Source organism: Rhizobium sp. BR 249 (assembly GCF_047445895.1).
Taxonomy (GTDB): Bacteria; Pseudomonadota; Alphaproteobacteria; order Rhizobiales; family Rhizobiaceae; genus Rhizobium.
This window is the reverse complement of the sequence record NZ_JARWKX010000001.1, coordinates 479,179-498,731: the sequence shown is the minus strand read 5'-3', so window position 1 is coordinate 498,731 and position 19,553 is coordinate 479,179. Positions and strand designations below refer to the sequence as shown.

The 19,553-nt window shown below is 62.6% G+C and carries 17 protein-coding genes; 11 read left to right on the top strand and 6 right to left on the bottom strand.

The genetic code is table 11. From position 1 onward, the window contains the following. The first annotated feature begins 1 nt into the window (after position 1). The 4 genes from galE to QD408_RS02480 are packed head-to-tail and all read left to right on the top strand — an operon-like array spanning position 2 to position 4,390. A complete protein-coding gene (gene galE, locus QD408_RS02495; protein ID WP_414138223.1) occupies positions 2-985 on the top strand; it encodes a UDP-glucose 4-epimerase GalE in 984 nt (327 codons plus the stop codon). Then, positions 982-2,850: a glycosyltransferase family 2 protein gene (locus QD408_RS02490; RefSeq protein ID WP_414138222.1), complete on the top strand. Its 1,869-nt coding sequence runs from the start codon at positions 982-984 to the stop codon at positions 2,848-2,850. Before galE ends, QD408_RS02490 begins: the two co-directional genes overlap by 4 nt. A gap of 37 nt (positions 2,851-2,887) precedes the next feature. Then, a complete protein-coding gene (locus QD408_RS02485) occupies positions 2,888-3,415 on the top strand; it encodes a DUF995 domain-containing protein (protein WP_088683080.1) in 528 nt (175 codons plus the stop codon). A gap of 3 nt (positions 3,416-3,418) precedes the next feature. Next, positions 3,419-4,390 carry a glycoside hydrolase family 26 protein gene (locus QD408_RS02480; protein WP_088683081.1) on the top strand — a complete coding sequence of 324 codons (972 nt, stop codon included), beginning with the start codon at positions 3,419-3,421 and terminating at the stop codon, positions 4,388-4,390. Positions 4,391-4,456: 66 nt separating this feature from the next. On the opposite strand, the gene QD408_RS02475 is transcribed toward QD408_RS02480, so the two are convergent. Beyond that, entirely contained in the window at positions 4,457-5,743 is a 1,287-nt protein-coding gene (locus QD408_RS02475) for an ABC transporter substrate-binding protein (RefSeq protein ID WP_088683082.1), read from the bottom strand. 146 nt (positions 5,744-5,889) lie between these two features. Here QD408_RS02475 and QD408_RS02470 point away from each other — a divergent pair, with 146 nt between their 5' ends. From QD408_RS02470 to QD408_RS02460, 3 genes are read left to right on the top strand one after another with little or no spacing between them, the layout of a single operon-like run. Then, positions 5,890-6,936: a LacI family DNA-binding transcriptional regulator gene (locus tag QD408_RS02470; protein ID WP_414138221.1), complete on the top strand. Its 1,047-nt coding sequence runs from the start codon at positions 5,890-5,892 to the stop codon at positions 6,934-6,936. Beyond that, positions 6,926-8,782 (top strand): DUF2264 domain-containing protein, encoded by a 1,857-nt coding sequence (locus QD408_RS02465; RefSeq protein ID WP_414138220.1) that lies wholly within the window; start codon positions 6,926-6,928, stop codon positions 8,780-8,782. Before QD408_RS02470 ends, QD408_RS02465 begins: the two co-directional genes overlap by 11 nt. Continuing rightward, positions 8,779-9,789: a hydroxyacid dehydrogenase gene (locus QD408_RS02460; protein WP_414138219.1), complete on the top strand. Its 1,011-nt coding sequence runs from the start codon at positions 8,779-8,781 to the stop codon at positions 9,787-9,789. The genes QD408_RS02465 and QD408_RS02460 overlap by 4 nt, the downstream gene beginning before the upstream one ends. A 21-nt stretch (positions 9,790-9,810) precedes the next feature. Here the strand turns inward: QD408_RS02460 and QD408_RS02455 are convergent, their stop codons facing one another. The 5 genes from QD408_RS02455 to QD408_RS02435 form a co-directional block, all read right to left on the bottom strand. Then, positions 9,811-11,088, bottom strand: a complete 1,278-nt coding sequence (locus tag QD408_RS02455) for a Gfo/Idh/MocA family protein (protein WP_414138218.1) — start codon at positions 11,086-11,088, stop codon at positions 9,811-9,813. Between the two features lie 41 nt (positions 11,089-11,129). Further along, positions 11,130-11,960, bottom strand: a complete 831-nt coding sequence (locus tag QD408_RS02450) for a sugar phosphate isomerase/epimerase family protein (protein WP_088683087.1) — start codon at positions 11,958-11,960, stop codon at positions 11,130-11,132. Between the two features lie 27 nt (positions 11,961-11,987). Continuing rightward, positions 11,988-13,151 (bottom strand): dihydrodipicolinate synthase family protein, encoded by a 1,164-nt coding sequence (locus QD408_RS02445; protein ID WP_088683088.1) that lies wholly within the window; start codon positions 13,149-13,151, stop codon positions 11,988-11,990. 3 nt (positions 13,152-13,154) lie between these two features. Continuing rightward, a complete protein-coding gene (locus QD408_RS02440; protein ID WP_088683089.1) occupies positions 13,155-14,303 on the bottom strand; it encodes a Gfo/Idh/MocA family protein in 1,149 nt (382 codons plus the stop codon). 131 nt (positions 14,304-14,434) lie between these two features. Continuing rightward, complete coding sequence (locus QD408_RS02435) at positions 14,435-15,112, bottom strand: TetR/AcrR family transcriptional regulator (protein ID WP_088683090.1); 678 nt, start codon at positions 15,110-15,112, stop codon at positions 14,435-14,437. A 203-nt stretch (positions 15,113-15,315) separates the two neighbouring features. On the opposite strand from QD408_RS02435, the gene QD408_RS02430 reads away from it, so the two are divergent. Genes QD408_RS02430 through QD408_RS02415 form a run of 4 tightly spaced genes read left to right on the top strand, consistent with a single transcriptional unit; the run spans position 15,316 to position 19,545 of the window. Beyond that, entirely contained in the window at positions 15,316-16,602 is a 1,287-nt protein-coding gene (locus QD408_RS02430; RefSeq protein WP_088683091.1) for an ABC transporter substrate-binding protein, read from the top strand. A gap of 6 nt (positions 16,603-16,608) precedes the next feature. Next, positions 16,609-17,568: a carbohydrate ABC transporter permease gene (locus tag QD408_RS02425; protein ID WP_190237463.1), complete on the top strand. Its 960-nt coding sequence runs from the start codon at positions 16,609-16,611 to the stop codon at positions 17,566-17,568. Further along, entirely contained in the window at positions 17,561-18,448 is an 888-nt protein-coding gene (locus QD408_RS02420; protein ID WP_088683092.1) for a carbohydrate ABC transporter permease, read from the top strand. The genes QD408_RS02425 and QD408_RS02420 overlap by 8 nt, the downstream gene beginning before the upstream one ends. Then, complete coding sequence (locus tag QD408_RS02415; RefSeq protein ID WP_190237464.1) at positions 18,448-19,545, top strand: Gfo/Idh/MocA family protein; 1,098 nt, start codon at positions 18,448-18,450, stop codon at positions 19,543-19,545. The genes QD408_RS02420 and QD408_RS02415 overlap by 1 nt, the downstream gene beginning before the upstream one ends. Positions 19,546-19,553 lie beyond the last annotated feature (8 nt).

Genomic DNA, 19,553 nt, shown 5'->3' with positions numbered 1-19,553 from the left:
GATGCCCCGCTACATTCTCGTCACCGGCGGCGCCGGTTTCATAGGCAGTCATATCTGCAAGGCGCTGTCGCGCGCCGGCATGGTCCCCGTGACCTACGACAATCTCTCGACGGGGCATGCCGACAGCGTCCGCTGGGGGCCGCTCATTCGCGCCGAACTCGCCGATGCCGCCGCGCTGCGCCGCACGATGGCGGAGTTTTCTCCGGATTGCGTCATCCATTGCGGCGCCAACGCCTATGTCGGCGAATCCGTCGACATGCCCAGGAAATATTACCGCAACAATGTCGTCGGCAGCCTGACGCTGCTCGAAGCCTGCCTCGACCAGGATATCGAGAGGATCGTCTTTTCGAGCAGCTGCGCCACCTATGGCGTTCCGGCCACGCTGCCGATCCGCGAGGAAAGCCTGCAGCAGCCGGTGAACCCCTATGGCCGCACCAAGCTGATCTTCGAGATGGCGCTCGAGGATTTCGCTGCCGCCTATGGCATCCGTTTCGCCGCGCTGCGTTATTTCAACGCGGCCGGTGCCGATCCGGACGGGGAGCTTTCCGAGCGTCATTTCCCGGAAACTCATCTCATCCCTCGCGCCCTTCTCGCTGCCGCCGGCAAGCTGGAGAGGCTCGATATCTTCGGCACCGACTACGCGACCGAGGACGGGACCTGTGTCCGCGACTATGTCCATGTCAGTGATCTCGCGCAGGCGCATCTGGCCGCCGTCAATCATCTGATGGCGGGCGGCAGCTCGCTCAGCGTCAATCTCGGCTCCGGCCGCGGCACTTCGGTCCGGGAGATTCTCGAAGCGATCCATCGCACGACCGGCCGTGAAGTTCCCGTCCGCTATCGCTCCCGCCGCGTCGGCGATCCGCCGATCCTCTTTGCCAATACCGCAAGAGCGCAGGCGGAACTCGGCTTCGTGCCGGCTCTTTCGGACATCGATACGATCATCCGCACGGCCGGGCCGACCTTCGGGCTGGAGGTGGGGGCATGAGCGATATCTTGCACATCGGCCATGGCATCAAAACCGCCAAGGCCGCCGCCACGGATATGTTCGATCCCGTCTTTACGGGCTGGAAACGCGCCGCTTATGGCTTCGGCATCCTCTGCTGGCTCGCCTCGCTTGGCTATTTCTGGATCTGGTGGTGCCAGTCCGCCCATATCATTTCCTGGACGGCCTTCGTGCTCATCACATCAGTCCTTGCCTGGATCACGCTCGTGCCGGCTTATTTCATCCTGATCTTTGTCGATGCGAGGACGGTCAGCCCGCTGGCGCGGCTGCCGCAGGGGCGGGTAGCGATGGTGGTCACCAAGGCGCCGTCCGAGCCCTTCGCCGTCGTCCGCACGACGCTTCAGGCGATGCTCAATCAGGTCGGCGTCGATTTCGATGTCTGGCTGGCCGACGAGGACCCTTCTGAGGAAACCAGGCGCTGGTGCGGGGAGCATGGCGTGCTCATCTCCACCCGGAAGGGGGTGGCGGAATACCACCGCACGAGCTGGCCGCGCCGGACGCGCTGCAAGGAAGGCAACCTCGCCTATTTCTACGACCATTTCGGCTATGCGCGCTACGATTTCGTCGCCCAGTTCGATGCCGATCACGTGCCGACTCCGACCTATCTCCGGGAAATACTGCGCCCCTTCGCCGATCCTGAGATCGGTTATGTCTCCGCGCCCAGCATCTGCGACGCCAATGCGAGGACAAGCTGGGCGGCGCGCGGCAGGCTCTATGCAGAGGCGAGCCTGCACGGGTCGCTGCAGACGGGGTATAATAATGGCTGGGCGCCCCTCTGCATCGGCTCTCATTATGCGGTTCGCACATCGGCCCTTCGCCAGATCGGCGGCCTCGGCCCCGAGCTTGCGGAAGATCATTCGACGACGCTCATGATGAATGCCGGCGGCTGGCGCGGCGTGCATGCCGTCGATGCGATCGCCCATGGCGACGGCCCGGCCAATTTCGCCGATCTGGTCGTCCAGGAATTCCAGTGGTCGCGCAGCCTGGTCACCATCCTGCTGCAATATTCCCGCCACTATGTCCCACGTCTGCCCTGGCGGTTGAGATTCCAGTTCGTGTTCTCGCAGCTCTGGTATCCGCTCTTCTCAGCCTTCATGGCCGTGATGTTCCTGCTGCCTGTTGCCGCCTTGCTGACGGGCCATGGTTTCGTCGACGTGACCTATCCGGATTTCCTGCTGCATTTCGTGCCGATATCGATCGTGCTGACACTGTTTGCCTTCTTCTGGCGCGCGACAGGAACCTTCAGGCCGAACAATGCCAAGCTGTTCGGCTGGGAGGGCCTGGCCTTCATCTTTCTGCGCTGGCCCTGGTCGCTCGCCGGCAGCCTTGCCGCCGTTCGCGATCATATCTCCGGCTCCTTCGTCGATTTCCGCATCACGCCGAAGGGAAAGCAGCAGCAGCGTTGCCTGCCGCTGCGCGTCATCGCGCCCTATATCGGGCTCGCCGGCCTTTGCGCCGTAGCCATGTCGCTCGCCGGCGAGGCCGCCGCCGCCCAGGGCTTTTACGTTTTCGCCGCGATGAACCTTTCGATCTATCTGGCGCTGACGGTGCTGATCGTCGTGCGCCACGCGATCGAAAACGATCTGTCGATGCTGCCGCAATCGCGCGGCTTGTGGTTCGCCACCGCCATGGGACTTTCGATCTGCGTTACCGGCGGCATGCAGGTCGGCAATCATGGCCTGCGCAGCCTCGAGGCGCTTTCCCACGGCCAGACGATCGTCAGTTTCAGTCAAACGCAATTTGCCGTGGCCGGGGCCGGCCTCGGCGGCGGCAAGACCAGGATCGTGAAGTTCCGGCTCAAATGGAATGGGTTCGGAAACACGGGACGGGCCGAACAGGGTGTGTGAGCCGGCGGAACCGGCGGGTGTCGAGAAGGAGAATGTAATGAGTATCGGATCGAGACTATATGGCGCAGCTCTTGCGCTCAGCCTGTGCCTGCCGCTGGCGGCACATGGCGCCGAGGCAGCCGGGAAGAAGACGCCGGCGCCGACGCCGCTCAGCGCCTTTGAGCTCTATCGGATCTATGGCGACAGGACCTGGGTCTGGAACACCGGCGGCGGCCGCTTTTTCGACGATGGCCGGCGGTTCGTCGCCTGGACCGACGACAAGGGCAAACAGTCCTTCGCCGAAGGCAAGTGGGTGGTCGACGATCTCGGCCAGCTCTGCATGCGCGCCACCTGGACCAACGCCGAGGGTGCGGCCCGCGCCAGCACCTGTTTCGGCCACCGCAAGGTCGGCAACACGATCTATCAGCGGCGCCAGCCGGACGGCAACTGGTACATTTTCCGTCATGCATCGGTCCAGCAGGACGACGAGTTCCGCAAGCTCGTTCCCATCGATACCGTCAGCGCGAAAGCGCGTGACCTGAAGCAGGTCCTGGCGAACCAGGAAGTAGCCCGAAAAGGAGGGTGAGCCATGAAGAAGCTGATGAACAAAAACCTCTCGACCGCCGCGATCGCGCTGCTTTTCTTATGCGTTGCGGATCTGCCGGGCCGAAGCGAGGTGCAATATGCGGGCATTGCCCCGAACCCGGCGGCGAACGTGCGCACGATCCTCGACAAACGCCCCGTCCTTCATGGCGACGGCATCAAGTTCGGCGCCTACGATCCGCACGGCGATTTCGGCGGGCAGTCGAATGTCTCGACCGAAGCCCTGTTCCTGCCGTGGGAGGACGTCGACCTGGAGACGCTGCGCGTCGCCGACGCCTATGCGCTGGCCAGGGGCCGCAACCTGCTGATCACGGTGGAGCCGTGGTCCTGGGACGTCGAGTGGCGGCTGAGTTCGGCCCAGCTTCGCGCAAAGGTTCTGCGCGGCGACTACGATGTCAACATGCGGGCGATCGCGCAGATGATATCCCAGCTGAAAAGCCCGGTGATCGTCCGCTGGGGGCAGGAGATGGAAGACAAATCCGGCCGGTTTTCCTGGGCCGGCTGGAGCCCGCAGGACTACATCGCGGCCTACAGGCGGATGATGGACATCGTCCGCGAGGAAGCGCCCGGTACCCAGGTCATGTGGTCGCCGAAGGGTGAGCCTGGCCTGCAGGACTACTATCCCGGCGACGATTATGTGGATCTCGTCGGACTCTCGGTCTTCGGGCTGGAGCGCTACGATGAGCTCGCTTACAGCAAGCATCGGACATTCTCCGAAGCGCTGAAGCAGGGCTATGATCTCGTCGCCGGCTACGGAAAGCCGATCTGGGTGGCGGAACTCGGCTACCAGGGCGGCGACGCCTATATGAAGCCCTGGATGGAAACCGCGACGCTGAAGCAGAGCGCCTTCCCGAACCTGCAGGAAGTCGTCTATTTCAACGACCGCGACGTGCATGCCTGGCCGTTCGATCTCGGCCGGCCCGACTGGCGTGTGGTCGAAAGCCTGGCGGCCAACTGATCATCGCTCAAAACGGAAAGGCCCGCCGGGGTTTTGCGGGCCTCTCCTCTCATATCAGGTAACCGATCATCCTTTGATCGTTGCCTTACCCTCTTCGACGAGCCGGGTCGCCGCCTCGGCGGGCGAGGTCCGTTCGAAGGCGAGTTCGTCGCAGATCGGGCGCAGCACCCGCTGGTCGAACTGGGTCGCGCCCATCGGCACCGGCGGCGGATATTCGCCGACCTGATCCTTGAGCAGGTTGACGTATTTGACCGTTTCCTGCTCCGTCGGGTTGAGCTGCGGCAGGATGGCTTCACGCACCGTCGGCGACATCGGAACGCCGCGCTCGACGCCGAGAATCTTGCCGGCCTCGACATCGTTGACGAAGAAATCGATGAATTTCGCGGCCGCTTCACCGTTCTTCGTCGTGGCGCCGACGCTCCAGATCAGCGCCGGACGATAATAGTGGCCGGAGGGGCCGCCCTTCTTCTCGCGCGGCAGCATGGTGATGCCGAGCTTGTTCTTGATGATCAGCTGATAGCCGACCATTTGGTTGGAATAGGCCATGCCGATCACCGATTTGCCGAGACCGAGGCAATTGGTGTCGATGGTGTTCTGATCGAGCGTCTGCACGTCGGCGGCAACCGTGCCGCCCGCCTTGCGCAGCTTCTCCCAATAGTCGAACCATTCCGTCGCATCGTCAGCCGTGAAGCCGAGACCGACGCTTTCCCTGGCGAAGAGGCTTTTGCCGCGCTGGCGCAGCCAGGCGTCGAACACATAGGCGTAGCGCGCCGCATAGGGGCCGCCGCCCTTGCCGGAGGACTTGGCGAGTTCTACCGCAAGCTTGGCATATTCGTCCCATGTCAGGTCGGGTGTCGGCAGGGGAATGCCTGCCTTTTCGAATTCGACCGTGTCGAAGAACATTGAAAACGAGTTGAGACCGAGGCCGACCCCATAGAGTTTGCCGTCGATCGTGGTCAGTTTCAGCATGTCGGCGCCGAAGCTGTCGACCTTCAGCGTGGAAGGGACGAATTCATCGAGCGGCAGGCAGGCGCCGCGCTTCGAATAGTCGGAGATCGTCCCTGGCTCGAGCTGCAAAATATCCGGGATCGCGCGGCCGGCCATCTGTGTTGCGAGCTTCGTCCAGTAGCCGTCGCCCGAAAGCGATTCACCGACGATCGTGACGCCTGATGTCTTCGATTGATAGAGCTTGGCGACATCGAGCGTGCGCTTGGCGCGGTCGTTTGATCCCCACCACATGGCGCGCAGCTGGGCGTCCTCGGCAAAGGCCGGAACGGCGCTTCCCGCGCCGAAGGCAAGGCCGGCGGCCGCACCGGCTGAACCCATCAGGAATGAACGGCGAGTGACCTGCATGATATCCTCCTTGTTCCCAATATGCCCTCTGCCATCCTCCAACGGCGTGCCGGGGCATTTCGGCGGATAGAGTACGCAAAAATATTTCTAATGCAAGAAATAATGAATATCTTGCAAATTTGCATTATTTGCATAATGCTGGCCCCATGAACGATCAGAAAATCAGACGGCCGCGTCAGGCCGATATCGCCACGCTCGCCGGCGTCTCCGTCTCCACGGTATCACGCGTGCTTGCCAATGAACCCGGCATCAGCGAAGCAGTCCGCCGCCACATCTTGCAGGTGGCGGCCGAGCACGGCTATCCGATCAAATCCACCAGTGAAGCCGTTGCCGGCGGGCTGGCGCTGATTGCCAGCGACGGCGTCACGGGCGGGCTCAGCGTCTTCTACGAAGCGATCGTCGAGGGCTTGCGCGCCGGGGCTGCCGAGGCGGGCATGCCCTTCGAAATCCGGCTGGTCCGCGAGGATCGCACAACGCCGGACGCCGTGCGCGAAGCCATGCAGTCCGCCGGCACCGAGGGCCTGTTTCTCGTCGGCATCGATCCGAACGAAAGGCTGCGCGACTGGCTGAAAACCAGCGCGACGCCGACCGTTCTCGTCAACGGCACCGATCCCCAAATGCAGTTCGACGGCGTTTCTCCGGCTAACTTCTTCGGCGCCTATGAGGCGACCGGCCGGCTGACGAAAGCCGGCCATCGCCGGATACTGCATCTGACCGCCTCCCACCGACATACGATCCGCGAGCGTATCCGTGGTTTCGAAGCGGCGATCGCCGCCGTGCCGGGCGCCGAGGGCCGGCTCGTGCCCCTGGTTCTTCAGGGGAGCCCGAGCCGCGAGGCGCATGAGCGCACGGCGGCGATCCTTGCCGAGCATGCCGGCTTCACCGCCGCCTTCTGCATGAATGATTTCATCGCCGTCGGCGTGCTCGAGGCCGCCACCGAGGCCGGCCTGCGCGTGCCGGAGGACTTCGCGATCGTCGGCTTCGACGATCTGCCCTGCGCATTGATGACCAATCCGCGGCTTTCCACCATGCGCGTCGACCGCGCCGCTCTTGGGCGCGAGGCCGTCTCACTGATGCTGTCCCGGTTCCGCAGCAGGACGGCCGCGGCGCGCCACATCTGCCAGGCGGTCGTTCCCGTTCCAGGGGGAACCGTTCCGAATGCCGAACCCGTGAGAGATGCCGATGACCTATGATCCCGCCAGCGCCAACCCGCTTGCCGGCAATCCGCTGGAAACCCGCGCCGATATGAGCCGGGCCCTGCTTTCGCTCTTCGATCCGCTGCTTGCCAGTTTCTCCGAGGGAAATGCCCGCGTCAGGCTCAATGGCGCCGCCGCCCATTTCGACCGTGCGGCGGCCGATCTCGAAGGCTTCGCCCGTCCGCTCTGGGGATTGGCGCCGTTCGGCGCCGGCGGCGGAGACTTTGCCCATTGGCATCGTTTCGCCGAAGGCCTCGCAAACGGCACCGATCCCGCCCATCCCGAATATTGGGGAACGGTCAATGGCCGCGACCAGCGGATGGTCGAGCTCGCCGCTCTCGGGTTTGCCCTGGCGCTGGTGCCGGAAAAGATCTGGGAACCGCTCGATGCACGCGCTCGCGGCAATGTCGTCGCCTATCTCAAGCATGCCAGGCAGTTCGACTATGCCGACAACAACTGGAAATTCTTCCGCATCTTCGTCGATATCGCTCTGGATCGCCTCGGCGCCGATTTCGACCGCGGCCTGACGCGGCAATATCTGCAGGAGCTCGAAGGCTTCTATATCGGCGACGGCTGGTATCGCGACGGAAACGTGCGCCGCGTCGATCACTACATTCCCTTCGCCATACATTTCTACGGGCTGATCTATTCGAAGCTCGTCGACGACGATTATGCGGAACGCTACCGCGAGCGTGCGATCCTCTTCGCTCGGGATTTCCGCCACTGGTTTGCCGCCGACGGCGCGACGATCCCTTTCGGCCGCAGCCTGACCTATCGCTTCGCCTGCGCCGGCTTCTGGTCGGCACTCGCCTTTGCCGATGTCGAGGCTCTGCCCTGGGGCGAGGTCAAGCATCTCTGCCTGCAGCATCTGCGCTGGTGGAGGGACAAGCCGATTGCCGATCGCGACGGCGTTCTGTCGATCGGTTTCGGCTACCCGAACCTGTTGATGTCGGAGAGCTACAATTCCGCCGGCTCGCCCTATTGGGCCTTGAAGGCGTTCCTGCCGCTCGCAATCGCCGGGGATCATCCCTTCTGGACCGCCAGCGAGAAGGCGCCGGCGCCGGCGCCCGAGGTCGTTCCCCAGCATCATCCCGGCATGGTTCTGATGCGGGCGGGTGGCGACATCGTGGCGCTGTCATCAGGCCAGGAAAACCTGCAGATGCGTTTCGGCACTGAGAAATACGCAAAATTCGCATATTCGGCCCGTTACGGCTTCAGCGTCGAGTCCGATGAACGCGGCTTTGCGCTGGCCGCCTTCGATTCGATGCTGGCCTTCAGCGATGACGGCCTGCACTACCGCGTGCGTGAAACGAATGAGGAGGCCCGGCTCGCGGGTGATGTGCTTCATTCGAAATGGTCGCCCTTCCCCGATACCGAAGTCGAAACTTGGCTCGTACCCGCTGCCCCCTGGCATATCCGCCTCCACCGGATCAGGTCGGGCCGGCCGTTGCGGATTGCCGAAGGCGGCTTTGCCATCGGCCGCCGCGACTTCGAGCAAGATAGGCTGTCGGCCTCGGAGGGGGCAGCCTATGCGATCGGCGCAGCCGATTTTACCGGCATTCTCGATCTCGGCTCTTCGGTCAAACGTGCCGGACTTGCCCAAAAGGCCCAGCCCAACACCAATGTGATCGTCGCCAAGACCATCGTGCCGCAACTGCGCGGTCAGATTCCGGCCGGTGAAACCATCCTGGTGACGGCGGTGCTGGCGCTCGACGATCCCGCCGCCGTTTCATCCGCCTGGACGCGGCCGCCGAAAGCGCCTGATATTGCGGCGCTGGAGGCCCTGGTGCGGGAAAAGGGCGCGACCGTCAGCGCCATCGAAGCGCCGGGTCAGATGCCATGAGCCGTCCGGCAATCGTCCTTGCCATGGAGCCGTCGCGCACGGAGCATGTCCTGCCCGATCAGATCCTGCGCCGGCTCGATGCTATCGGCCGCCTGCTCGATCCAGAGCCGCTGCAGCGGTTGGACGACGCGCGGGCAAGACGCCTGCTTTCAGAAGCGGAGATCCTGATCACCGGCTGGGGCGCGCCCTATGTCGGGCCTGAGATTCCGGTTGCCGCGCCACGGCTTCGGCTCGTCGTCCATGCGGCCGGCACGGTCAAGGGTATCATCGACGAGGCCATCTTCGAAGCCGGCATAGCGGTCAGCCACGCGGCCGAGGCCAACTCCGTGCCCGTTGCCGAATTCACGCTTGCCGCTATCCTCTTCGCCGGCAAACGCGCCTTCCGTTTCCGCGATCTCTATGTCGCCGACCGCAACCGCGACCGGACCTATCCGATGCAGCGCGAAGCGATCGGCAATTATGGCCGCACCCTCGGCATCGTCGGCGCCTCGCGCATCGGTAGGCGGGTGATCGAACTCCTGAAGCCCTTCGATTACAGGCTACTGCTGTTCGATCCCATGCTCGATGCCGCCGAGGCGGCCGGACTTGGGGCGGAAAAGGTCGATCTCGACGAATTGATGGGCCGAGCCGATATCGTTTCCCTGCACGCGCCGTCACTGCCGTCGACGCAGCATATGATCGATGCGCGAAGACTGTCGCTGATGAAGGACGGGGCAACGCTGATCAATACCGCGCGCGGCATCCTCATCGATGAAACCGCCCTGCTTTCGGAGCTGAAGACCGGCCGCATCGACGCGGTCATCGATGTGACCGATCCGGAAATTCCAGACGCGGGTTCGGTCTTCTACGATCTGCCCAATGTTTTCCTGACGCCGCACATTGCCGGCGCCATCGGTCTGGAACGGGCGCGTCTCGGCGCGATGGCGGCGGATGAGGTCGAGCGTTTTGTGACCGGCCGGCCGCTGCTCTACCAGATCAGCCGCGAAAATCTCGAAAACATCGCTTGAGGCGTCGCGCCGGCGCTGCGGTCAGCGTGACGTCCGCAACGAATTGGGCGAACCGTCATTGGCAAGCTCGGGCATCAGATCGGCGATATCGACCACCTTGCCGGTGCGCGAACTCGTCAGCGCGGCGATGCCGCAGAGCACGGACATGGCGCCCGCCCGCGTGCCGGCGCGCTGGCCGAGCCGGTCCTCCATATCGGGCTTGAAGATCATGTTGCGCATCCGGTCGTCGCCGCCGTAATGGCCGCCGGTGAAATGCGGCACGACGATGCGCTCCACGGCCTCCCTGCCGTTCGGGAAATTGCGGATGAGCAGGATCGTATCCTGCTTCGGCTCTTCCCAGGGCTGAGCCTCGTACTGGCGGATTTCGATACGGCCCTTCGTTCCGTTGAAGGCGAGATGATGGCCCTCGATCGGCTGGAAGGTATTCAGCGAATAGGAGACATGGACATTGTTTCGGTAGCGGATGGAAACGACCATCGTATCGGGAATGTCGATGTCTTCGCGGAAAACGCAGCCATCGCGGAAATAGCCGTCGATTTCAGAGGGGTCTTCGTAGAGCTGATCGAGGAAGGGATCTTTTTCGAGATCGAGATAATAGTCGCATTCATGCGTATGCGGACAGAGCTTGCAGCGGGGGCCGCGGAACGGGCCCTTGCGGCCGTAATTCTGCAGATCGGCGAAAGAGGTGACGGCCTCGGGATCGCTGTCGAGATACCAGTTCAGCAGATCGAAATGGTGGGTGGCCTTGTGGACGAACAGGCTGCCGGAATTTTCGGTATAGGCATGCCAACGGCGGAAATAGTCGGCGCCGTGTTTGGTGTTGAGATACCAGTGGAAATCGACCGAGGTCACGCGGCCGATCTCGCCGGCGTTCAGGAGTTCCTTGATCTTGGCGGCCGTCGGCGCGTAGCGATAGTTGAAGGAGACGTCGACCCGGCGGCCGGTGCGCTTTTCGGCGTCGAGAATCCGGCGAATTTTCTCGATCGAGGTGGTCATCGGCTTTTCAGTGATGACGTCGATGCCGGATTCCAGCGCCCGCACGATGATATCGTCATGCGTATGGTCGGGCGTGCAGACGATGGCGAGATCCGGCTTCTGCTCGGCGAGCATGGAGTCGATATTGTCGTAAAGCGGCGCATTGCTGCCGATCATGTTGCGGGCGCGCTCGCCGCGCAGCGCGTTCTTTTCGACGATGGCGGTGAGGTCGACATGTTCGCGCCAGCCGGCAAGCAGGTCCTTGCCCCACATGGTAGTGCCGCGGTTTCCGGTGCCGATCAGGGCAAAACGGCGTTTCTCCATCGGATGATCTCCTTCACACGTGATGAAACAAATACTGAAAATCAGATCTGGCAGCAGCTTCGGAAGCGCTCGACGCAGGTGGCGATTACCTCGTCGGCCGGACGCTTCCACCAGTTTTCGGCCGAAAAGATCTCCACCTCCTGCGCGCCGTGGAACCCGGCAGCCTCGATCATCCGTCTTATGCCTTTGAGGTCGATGACGCCATCGCCCATCATGCCGCGGTCGAGCAGCATGTCCTTGGTCGGTGCCAGCCAGTCGCAGATGTGATGGGCGAAGATGCGTTTCATCCGGCCGGCGCGGGCGATCTGCCCGGCAAGATCGGGATCCCACCAGACATGATAGACGTCGATCGCAACGCCGACATCCTCGCCGAGCGGTTCGCACATATCCAGCGCCTGGCCGAGCGTGTTCACGCAGGCCCGGTCGGCGGCATACATCGGATGCAGCGGCTCGATCGCGAGTTTCACGCCGGCAGCCTGCGCATGCGGCAGCACGGCGGCAATGCCGTCGAACACCATCTGGCGGGCCGCGACGATATCCTTCGAAGCACCCGGCAAACCGCCGACGACGAGCACGAGGCAATCGGCGGAAAACGCCGCTGCCTCGTCGATCGCGCGTCTGTTGTCGTCGAGGTTCTTCTGCCAGTCGCTTTCGGTTGCCGCCGGAAAGAAGCCGCCGCGGCAAAGCCCTGTCAGCTTGATGCCGTTCGACTTGACGATGCGCACCGCCTCGTCGAGACCGGCCTTGGCGACCTGGTCGCGCCAGGGCGCGATCGATGTGATGCCATGCTTCAGGCAGATATCGACGGCCTCGGCAAAGCCGCATTGCTCGCGGATCGTCGCCAGATTGATCGAAAGTCCTTCGACCTGCATGTCATTTCCTCCCGTGTCCGCCGGTGCTCAGTGAACGCCGTGGACGGCAAGCACCTGTTTCATGCGATCGGTCGCGAGTTCCGGATCGGCCAGAACGCGGGCCTTGTCGGCCAGCCGGAAGAGTTCGGCCAGATGGGACAGCGAGCGGGTGCTCTGCTGGCCGCCGACCATGGTGAAATGGTCCTGCAACCCGTTGAGATAGGCGAGGAAGACGACGCCGGTCTTGTAGAAGCGGGTCGGCGCTTTGAAGATGTGGCGGGACAAGGGAACGGTCGGCTCGAGCAGGTCGAAGAATTCGTGATTGCTCTTGCGTCCGAGCGCGTCGAGCGCGGCCGAAGCTGCCGGCGCGATGGCGTCGAAGATGCCGAGCAGCGCGTCCGAATGGCCCTCTTCGTCGCCGGCGATCAGTTCGGCATAGTTGAAGTCGTCGCCGGTATACATGCGCACCGCTTTCGGCAGTTGCCGGCGCATGGTCACTTCCTTCTCCTTGGAAAGCAGCGAAATCTTGATGCCGTCGACCTTCGTGCTATTCGCTTCGATCACCTGCAGACACGTTTCCATGGCCTTGAGGTGGTCGCCGTTGCCCCAGTATCCCTCGAGCGCCGGGTCGAACATTTCTCCCAGCCAGTGGATGATGACGGGTTCCCTGACCTGGCGAAGGATGCGGTCATAGACCCTGATATAGTCGTCCGGCCCCTTGGCCGCGACGGCAAGCGCCCGGCTTGCCATCAGGATGATGCGGCCGCCGGCCGCCTCCACCGTTTCGATCTGCTCTTCATAGGCCCTGATGATCGTGTCGACGGTCACGTCGGGACCAGGCGACAGATGATCGGTGCCGGCGCCGCAGGCGATCAGCGCGTCCTTGCGCCCGGCCGCCTCTGCAAGTGCCCGGCGGATCAGGTCGCGCGCCTCCGGCCAGCCGAGGCCCATGCCGCGCTGCGCCGTATCCATCGCTTCGGCGACGCCGAGGCCGAGATCCCAGAGCCGGTGCCGGAAGGCGAGCGTTCGCTCCCAGTCGATCGCCGGCGTCAGCCAGGGATCGTTGTCGGCGAGCGGATCGGCGACCACATGGGCGGCGGCAAAGGCGATGCGCGGAAAACTCTTGGCGTCGCGTTTCTTCAGTTCGATCGGCGTGCCGGCAAGCGTGTAGGGAACGATCTTGCCGTCGAGGGGAAGATTGATCGTCGTCACGGCTTAAAACTCCAACGTGGGAACGTCGAGCCAGCGGCGCTCGGCCCAGGATTTCAACCCGAGTTCGGCAAGCTGCACGCCCTTGGCGCCGGCTTCCAGCCCATAGGGCCACGGCGCATCTTCGACGACATGACGGATGAACATTTCCCACTGCGCCTTGAAGCCGTTGTCGAAGGCTTGCGTATCCGGCACCTCGTCCCAGGTCTTGTAGAAGTCGATGGTCTGCGGCTGGTCGGGGTTCCAGACCGGCTTCGGCGTGTTGACGCGGTGCTGGCTCCAGCATTTCGTCAGGCCGGCGACGGCCGAGCCATGCGTGCCGTCGACCTGGAAGGTGACGAGGTCGTCGCGGCGCACGCGCACCGCCCAGGAGGAATTGATCTGCGCGATCGCGCCGCCTTCCAACTCGAAAGTCGCATAGGCCGCATCGTCGGTGTCACAGTCATAAGGCTTGCCCTGCTCGTCGATGCGGCGCGGAATATGCGTGGCGCCCAGGCAGGAAACGGACTTTACTTCGCCGAACAGGTTGTCGAGCACGTAGCGCCAGTGGCACAGCATATCGAGGATGATGCCGCCGCCGTCGCCCTTGCGGTAGTTCCAGGAGGGGCGCTGGGCCGGTACGCCCCAATCGCCTTCGAAGACCCAGTAGCCGAATTCGCCGCGCACCGAGAGGATCTTGCCGAAGAAGCCGGAATCCCTGAGCAGCGCCAGCTTGCGCAGGCCGGGCAGGAAGAGCTTGTCCTGCACGACGCCGTGCTTCAGCCCGGAGCGGCGCGCCTTGCGGGCGAGATCGATCGCCACCTGCAGGTCGTCGGAAATCGGCTTCTCGCAATAGACGTGCTTGCCGGCGTCGAGCGCCTTGGACAGAAGCTCGGCGCGCATCAGCGTCGTGCCGGCGTCGAAGAAAATCGTATCGTCGGGATTGGCGAGAGCGGCGTCGAGATCGGTCGACCAGCGCTTGATGTCATGCTTCTTCGCCAGCTCTTCCATCTTGGCGCCGTTCCGGCCGACGATGATCGGGTCGATCTCGAGTTTCTCGCCCGATTTCAGCGTGATGCCGCCCTGGTCGCGGAAGGCCAGGATGGAGCGCACCAGATGCTGGTTGTAACCCATGCGGCCGGTGACGCCGTGCAAGATGATCCCCAAGCGTGCCATTTTTTCCTCCCTGCAATCTTTTGCGGCGGGAGTGGGCATCCAGGCCCGGCCCTCCCAAGCCGGTAACTAAACAGTTACTTGATGGCAGAAGAGCGGCGAGCCTGTCAATAGTCAAATCCTGCTTTCTCTGTTCAGCGCTTGATCGAGGCGAGCGTGACGTGGACGATATGCCTTTCCCAGGCATTGAGATGGGCCGGCTCGATCAGGTCGCGGCCGAAGATCGTCGAGAGCGTGTACTGGTTGGAAAGATAGAAATAGCCGAGCGAGGCGATTGTCAGATAGACCTGCAGGGGATCGGCGGTCTCGATGAAAACACCCTGTTTCTTTCCCTGCTCCAGCACTTCGGAAAGCTCGCCGATCAGATGCGAATGCAACTCCTTGAGCCGGATGGACTGGCGCAGCCAGCGGGCGCGGTGCAGGTTTTCCGTTCCGAGCAGGCTCAGGAACTCCGGATGCTGGAGGAAATAACGCCAAGTGAAGAGCGCCAGTTCCCCGATGCCTTCCTCCGGGCTGTGATCGCCGATATGCAGCGCCCGCTCGGCCGTACGGATGCCGACATAGGCCTCTTCGAGCACCTTGAGGTAAAGCTGCTCCTTGTCGCCGAAATAGTGGTAGAGCATGCGCTTGTTGGTGCCGGCGCGCTCGGCGATGGCGTCGACACGAGCCCCGCCCATGCCGTTTTCGGCAAACTCCCGGGTCGCCGCTTCCAGGATCGCGGCGCGTGTCCGCTCCGGATCGCGTTGGCTCGTCCGCTCCTGAGATGGGCGCCGAGGCCGTTTCCTTTCCGCATTCCCCCCGCTGTCGTTCATCGCTCCACCCTCCGTCTTCACGTGTTGCGCTCATAAGCCTTCGGTGCGAAATTGTAAAAACCGAATTTGAAGGCCGGCTCGCGAGCCGACACACCGCTTGACACGCTTGCCGCTTTGCTCGTAGCTTGTAACCAATTAGTTATTTGCGCAAGCAAAACTAGTTTGGAAGCGTGTGGAGGCGCTTCCCTTTGGAGGAGGAAAAAATGACTCTACGTGTAAGCAGACGTAATTTCGTTGCGGGAAGCGCGGCACTTCTGTCGCTCTCTGCGCTCGGAACCAGCGCCTTGGCACAGGAAACGCGCCTGCGTCTCCTGTGGTGGGGTTCGCAGCCGCGCGCCGACCGCACCAACAAGGTGTCGGAACTTTACAAGACGAAGAATGCCGGCACCGCCATCACCGGCGAGTTTCTCGGATGGGCCGATTACTGGCCGCGACTTGCAACCCAGGTCGCCGGCCGCAACGCGCCGGATATCATCCAGATGGACTACCGTTATATCGTCGAATATGCCCGGCGCGGCGCCCTCGCTCCGTTGGAATCCTATATTCCGTCGAAGCTGCAGCTCGAGGATTTCGATCCAGCGCAGATCGAAGGCGGCAAGGTCGATGGCCATCTCTATGGTGTCAGCCTCGGCGCCAACTCGGCCGCAACCGTTTTGAATACCGTGGCCTTCCAGGAAGCCGGCATCGATATGCCGACGCAGAAGACGACGTGGGAAGAATTCGGCAAGATCGGTGCCGAGATGACCAAGGCCGGTAAGCGCAAGGGTTATTTCGGCTTTGCCGACGGCAGCGGTGTCGAACCGGCCCTTGAAAACTACCTCCGCCAACGCGGCAAGGCGCTCTACACAGCGGACTCCAAGATCGCTTTCGGTCCTGAGGAAGCTATCGAATGGTTCGATATGTGGGCTAAGTTCCGCGAAGCTGGAGCTTGCGTCACTCCTGATATCCAAGCTCTGTATAAGGATACGATCGATACCAGCCCGCTCACGGTCGGCAAGGCTGCCTGCGATTATGCACACAGCAACCAATTCGTCGGCTATCAGGCCATGGTCAAGGACAAGCTGGCCCTGACCAACTACATGCGCATCGCCCCGGACTCGAAGGGCGGCCATTACCGCAAGCCGTCGATGTTCTTCTCCGTCTCGGCACAGTCGAAGGTGATGGATCAGGCGGTCGACTACGTCAACTTCTTCGTCAAGAATCCGGATGCCGCGGTGATCCTCGACGTCGAGCGCGGTATTCCTGAATCAAAGGCAATGCGCGACGTCGTCGCCACCAAGCTCGACGAAACCGGCAAGGTGCCGCTTGACTATGTTGCCGGTCTCGGTGATCTCGCAGGCCCGCTGCCGCCCCCGCCACCGACCGGCGCAGGCGAAGGCACTCTCATTCTGCGTAACATCGCCGAGCAGGTCGCCTTCGGACAGATATCTCCTTCCGATGGCGGCAAACAGCTTGTCGACGAAATTACGCAAGTTCTCGCACGAGGCTGATCCCGTATGAGCAATGCGATGCGCACGCCCGCAGGGGCCATCACCGTGGAAAGATATCAGGGGGCCGTGGCCGAAGGACGCTTCCGGCGTCTCTGGAATGCCAATGCTCCCGGCTATCTCTTCCTGCTGCCATGGCTCGTCGGCTTTTTCGGGCTGACGCTCGGGCCGGCCCTGATTTCGCTCTACCTCTCCTTCACCGACTACGACATGCTCCAGTCGCCGCGGTGGATAGGAATGGCGAATTACGTGCGCATCGCCACGGCGGATGCGAAATTCTCGGCCGCCATGCACGTCACCCTGACCTATGTCGTCTTCTCGGTGCCGTTCAAGCTGACCTTCGCCCTGCTGGTCGCCATGGCGCTGAACCGCGGCCTGCGCGGCTTGACCGTCTATCGCGCTATCTTCTATCTGCCGTCGCTCCTCGGCGGCAGCGTTGCGATCGCCGTGCTCTGGCGTCAGCTTTTCGCCAGCGACGGCCTCGTCAATGCCGCGCTCTCGCATTTCGGCATCGAAGGCCCGAGCTGGATCTCGCATCCGAATTATTCGATCTACACGCTGGTGGCGCTGTCCGTCTGGCAGTTCGGCTCGCCGATGATCATCTTCCTCGCCGGCCTGCGCCAGATCCCGCAGGATATGTATGAGGCCGCGAGCCTCGACGGCGCCTCGAAATTCCGGCAGTTCTACAAGATCACGCTGCCGCTTCTGACACCGGTGATCTTCTTCAACGCTGTCGTGCAGACGATCGAAGCCTTCAAAGCCTTCACGCCGGCCTTCATCATATCAGGCGGCACCGGCGGCCCGATCAATTCGACGCTCTTCTACACGCTCTATCTCTATCAGGAGGCCTTCGGCAATTTCCGCATGGGCTACGCCTCGGCGCTCGCCTGGATCCTGGTGGTGATCATCGCGATCTTCACCGCCTTCTCCTTCCTGACCTCGCGTTACTGGGTGCACTACGATGACTGAGATGACCGCTTCCGTCACCGCGGCCCGGCCGCCATCGGACATTACCAAACGCAGCCTGCCGGCTTCGCTCCTCATCCACGCACTGCTGATCGCCGCCTCGCTTCTCATGCTCTATCCGCTTTTGTGGATGGTGTCGGCATCGGTCAGGCCGGAAAACGAGATCTTCTCGTCGACGTCGATCATTCCATCGTCGATCGACTTTTCTTCCTATCTGCGCGGCTGGACCGGGCTCGACGTCAGTTTCGGCCGGTTCTTCTGGAATTCGCTCGTCATTTCGCTGCTGGTGGTGACGGGCAATGTCGTCGCCTGCTCGCTGACGGCCTATGCCTTCGCGCGGCTGCGTTTCGCCGGCCGGAGCTTCTGGTTCGCGATCATGCTCGGCACGTTGATGATCCCCTATCACGTGACGCTGATCCCGCAATATGTGCTCTTCCTCGATCTCGGCTGGGTAAACACGATCCTGCCGCTCGTCGTGCCGAAGTTCCTGGCAAGCGACGCCTTCTTCATCTTCTTGATGGTGCAGTTCTTCCGCGGCATCCCGCGTGAACTCGACGAGGCGGCGATGATGGATGGTTGCAGCGCCTGGCGCATCTATTGGAAGATCATGCTGCCGCTGTCGCTGCCGGTGCTGGCGACCGCCGCTATCTTCTCCTTCATCTGGACCTGGGACGATTTCTTCGGTCCGCTGATCTATCTGAACGACATGAATACCTACACGATCCAGCTCGGCCTGCGCACCTTCGTGGATTCCACCAGCGCATCGGACTGGGGCGGCCTCTTCGCCATGTCGACCTTGACGCTCGTGCCGGTGTTCTTCTTCTTCCTGTTCTTCCAGCGCCTGCTGATCGAAGGCATCGCCACGACGGGCATGAAACGCTGATGGCGGCAATGGGAAAGAGTGACATGAGCATCAAGACGGTCGCGATCGTCGGCTGCGGCATCGGACGCTCCCACATCGTCGAAGGCTACTTGCCGCATTCCGACAAGTTCAAGGTCGCGGCGATCTGTGACCTCAACGAACAGCGCCTGGCTGCGGTTGGAGACGAGTTCGGCATCGAACGCCGCACCACCTCTTTTGCGGAGCTCTTGGCCGACGACACGATCGACATCATCGATATCTGCACCCCTCCCGGCATCCATCTGGAGCAGGTGGTCGCAGCCCTTGCCGCCGGCAAGCACGTCGTCTGCGAAAAGCCGCTGACGGGCTCGCTTGCCGGCGTCGATACGATCATGGAAGCGGAAAAGGGCGCCAAAGGCGTGCTGATGCCGATCTTCCAGTACCGCTACGGCGACGGCATCCAGAAGGCCAAGCGCATCATCGATGCCGGCATCGCCGGCAAGCCCTATACGGCGACTGTCGAAACCTTCTGGCTGCGCAAGCCCGAATATTACGCCGTGCCCTGGCGCGGCAAATGGGCGACGGAGCTCGGCGGCGTGCTCGTCACGCATGCGCTGCATCTGCACGACATGCTGATGCATCTGATGGGCCCGGCGGCAAGGGTCTTCGGCCGCGTCGCAACCCGCGTCAACGATATCGAGGTCGAGGACTGCGCTTCCGCCAGCCTGCTGATGGAAAACGGCGCCTTCGTCTCGCTGTCCTGCACGCTCGGTTCGCAGGAGCAGATCAGCCGGCTGAGGCTGCATTTCGAAAACGTCACCTTCGAAAGCACGCATGAGCCCTATACGCCGGGCAAGGACCCCTGGAAGATCATCGCCGCCAATGACGACGTGCGGGAAAAGATCGACCGGGTGGTCGGCGACTGGCGGCCGGTCGCGCCGCGCTTCACCACTCAGATGGGCGAGTTCCATGCCTTCCTCAGCGGTGAGGGGCCGCTGCCGGTGACGACGAGGGATGCGCGCCGCGCGCTGGAACTCGTCACCGCCATCTACCAGTCTTCCGACAGCGGCGCCGAAGTGCCGCTGCCGGTCGGTCCCGACAGTCCGAAATACGCCGATTGGCGCGCAAGAACGAAGTAACCTGTAAA

Bases quoted from the DNA above. Each gene is read 5' to 3' on its own strand.
- QD408_RS02485 (WP_088683080.1), top strand. From the start codon at position 2,888: ATGAGTATCGGATCGAGACTATATGGCGCAGCTCTTGCGCTCAGCCTG.
- QD408_RS02420 (WP_088683092.1), top strand. From the start codon at position 17,561: ATGACTGAGATGACCGCTTCCGTCACCGCGGCCCGGCCGCCATCGGAC.
- QD408_RS02440 (WP_088683089.1), bottom strand. From the start codon at position 14,303: ATGGCACGCTTGGGGATCATCTTGCACGGCGTCACCGGCCGCATGGGT.
- QD408_RS02430 (WP_088683091.1), top strand. From the start codon at position 15,316: ATGACTCTACGTGTAAGCAGACGTAATTTCGTTGCGGGAAGCGCGGCA.
- QD408_RS02415 (WP_190237464.1), top strand. From the start codon at position 18,448: ATGGCGGCAATGGGAAAGAGTGACATGAGCATCAAGACGGTCGCGATC.
- QD408_RS02470 (WP_414138221.1), top strand. From the start codon at position 5,890: ATGAACGATCAGAAAATCAGACGGCCGCGTCAGGCCGATATCGCCACG.
- QD408_RS02475 (WP_088683082.1), bottom strand. From the start codon at position 5,743: ATGCAGGTCACTCGCCGTTCATTCCTGATGGGTTCAGCCGGTGCGGCC.
- QD408_RS02465 (WP_414138220.1), top strand. From the start codon at position 6,926: ATGACCTATGATCCCGCCAGCGCCAACCCGCTTGCCGGCAATCCGCTG.
- QD408_RS02490 (WP_414138222.1), top strand. From the start codon at position 982: ATGAGCGATATCTTGCACATCGGCCATGGCATCAAAACCGCCAAGGCC.
- QD408_RS02455 (WP_414138218.1), bottom strand. From the start codon at position 11,088: ATGGAGAAACGCCGTTTTGCCCTGATCGGCACCGGAAACCGCGGCACT.
- QD408_RS02435 (WP_088683090.1), bottom strand. From the start codon at position 15,112: ATGAACGACAGCGGGGGGAATGCGGAAAGGAAACGGCCTCGGCGCCCA.
- QD408_RS02450 (WP_088683087.1), bottom strand. From the start codon at position 11,960: ATGCAGGTCGAAGGACTTTCGATCAATCTGGCGACGATCCGCGAGCAA.
- QD408_RS02460 (WP_414138219.1), top strand. From the start codon at position 8,779: ATGAGCCGTCCGGCAATCGTCCTTGCCATGGAGCCGTCGCGCACGGAG.
- galE (WP_414138223.1), top strand. From the start codon at position 2: ATGCCCCGCTACATTCTCGTCACCGGCGGCGCCGGTTTCATAGGCAGT.
- QD408_RS02425 (WP_190237463.1), top strand. From the start codon at position 16,609: ATGAGCAATGCGATGCGCACGCCCGCAGGGGCCATCACCGTGGAAAGA.
- QD408_RS02480 (WP_088683081.1), top strand. From the start codon at position 3,419: ATGAAGAAGCTGATGAACAAAAACCTCTCGACCGCCGCGATCGCGCTG.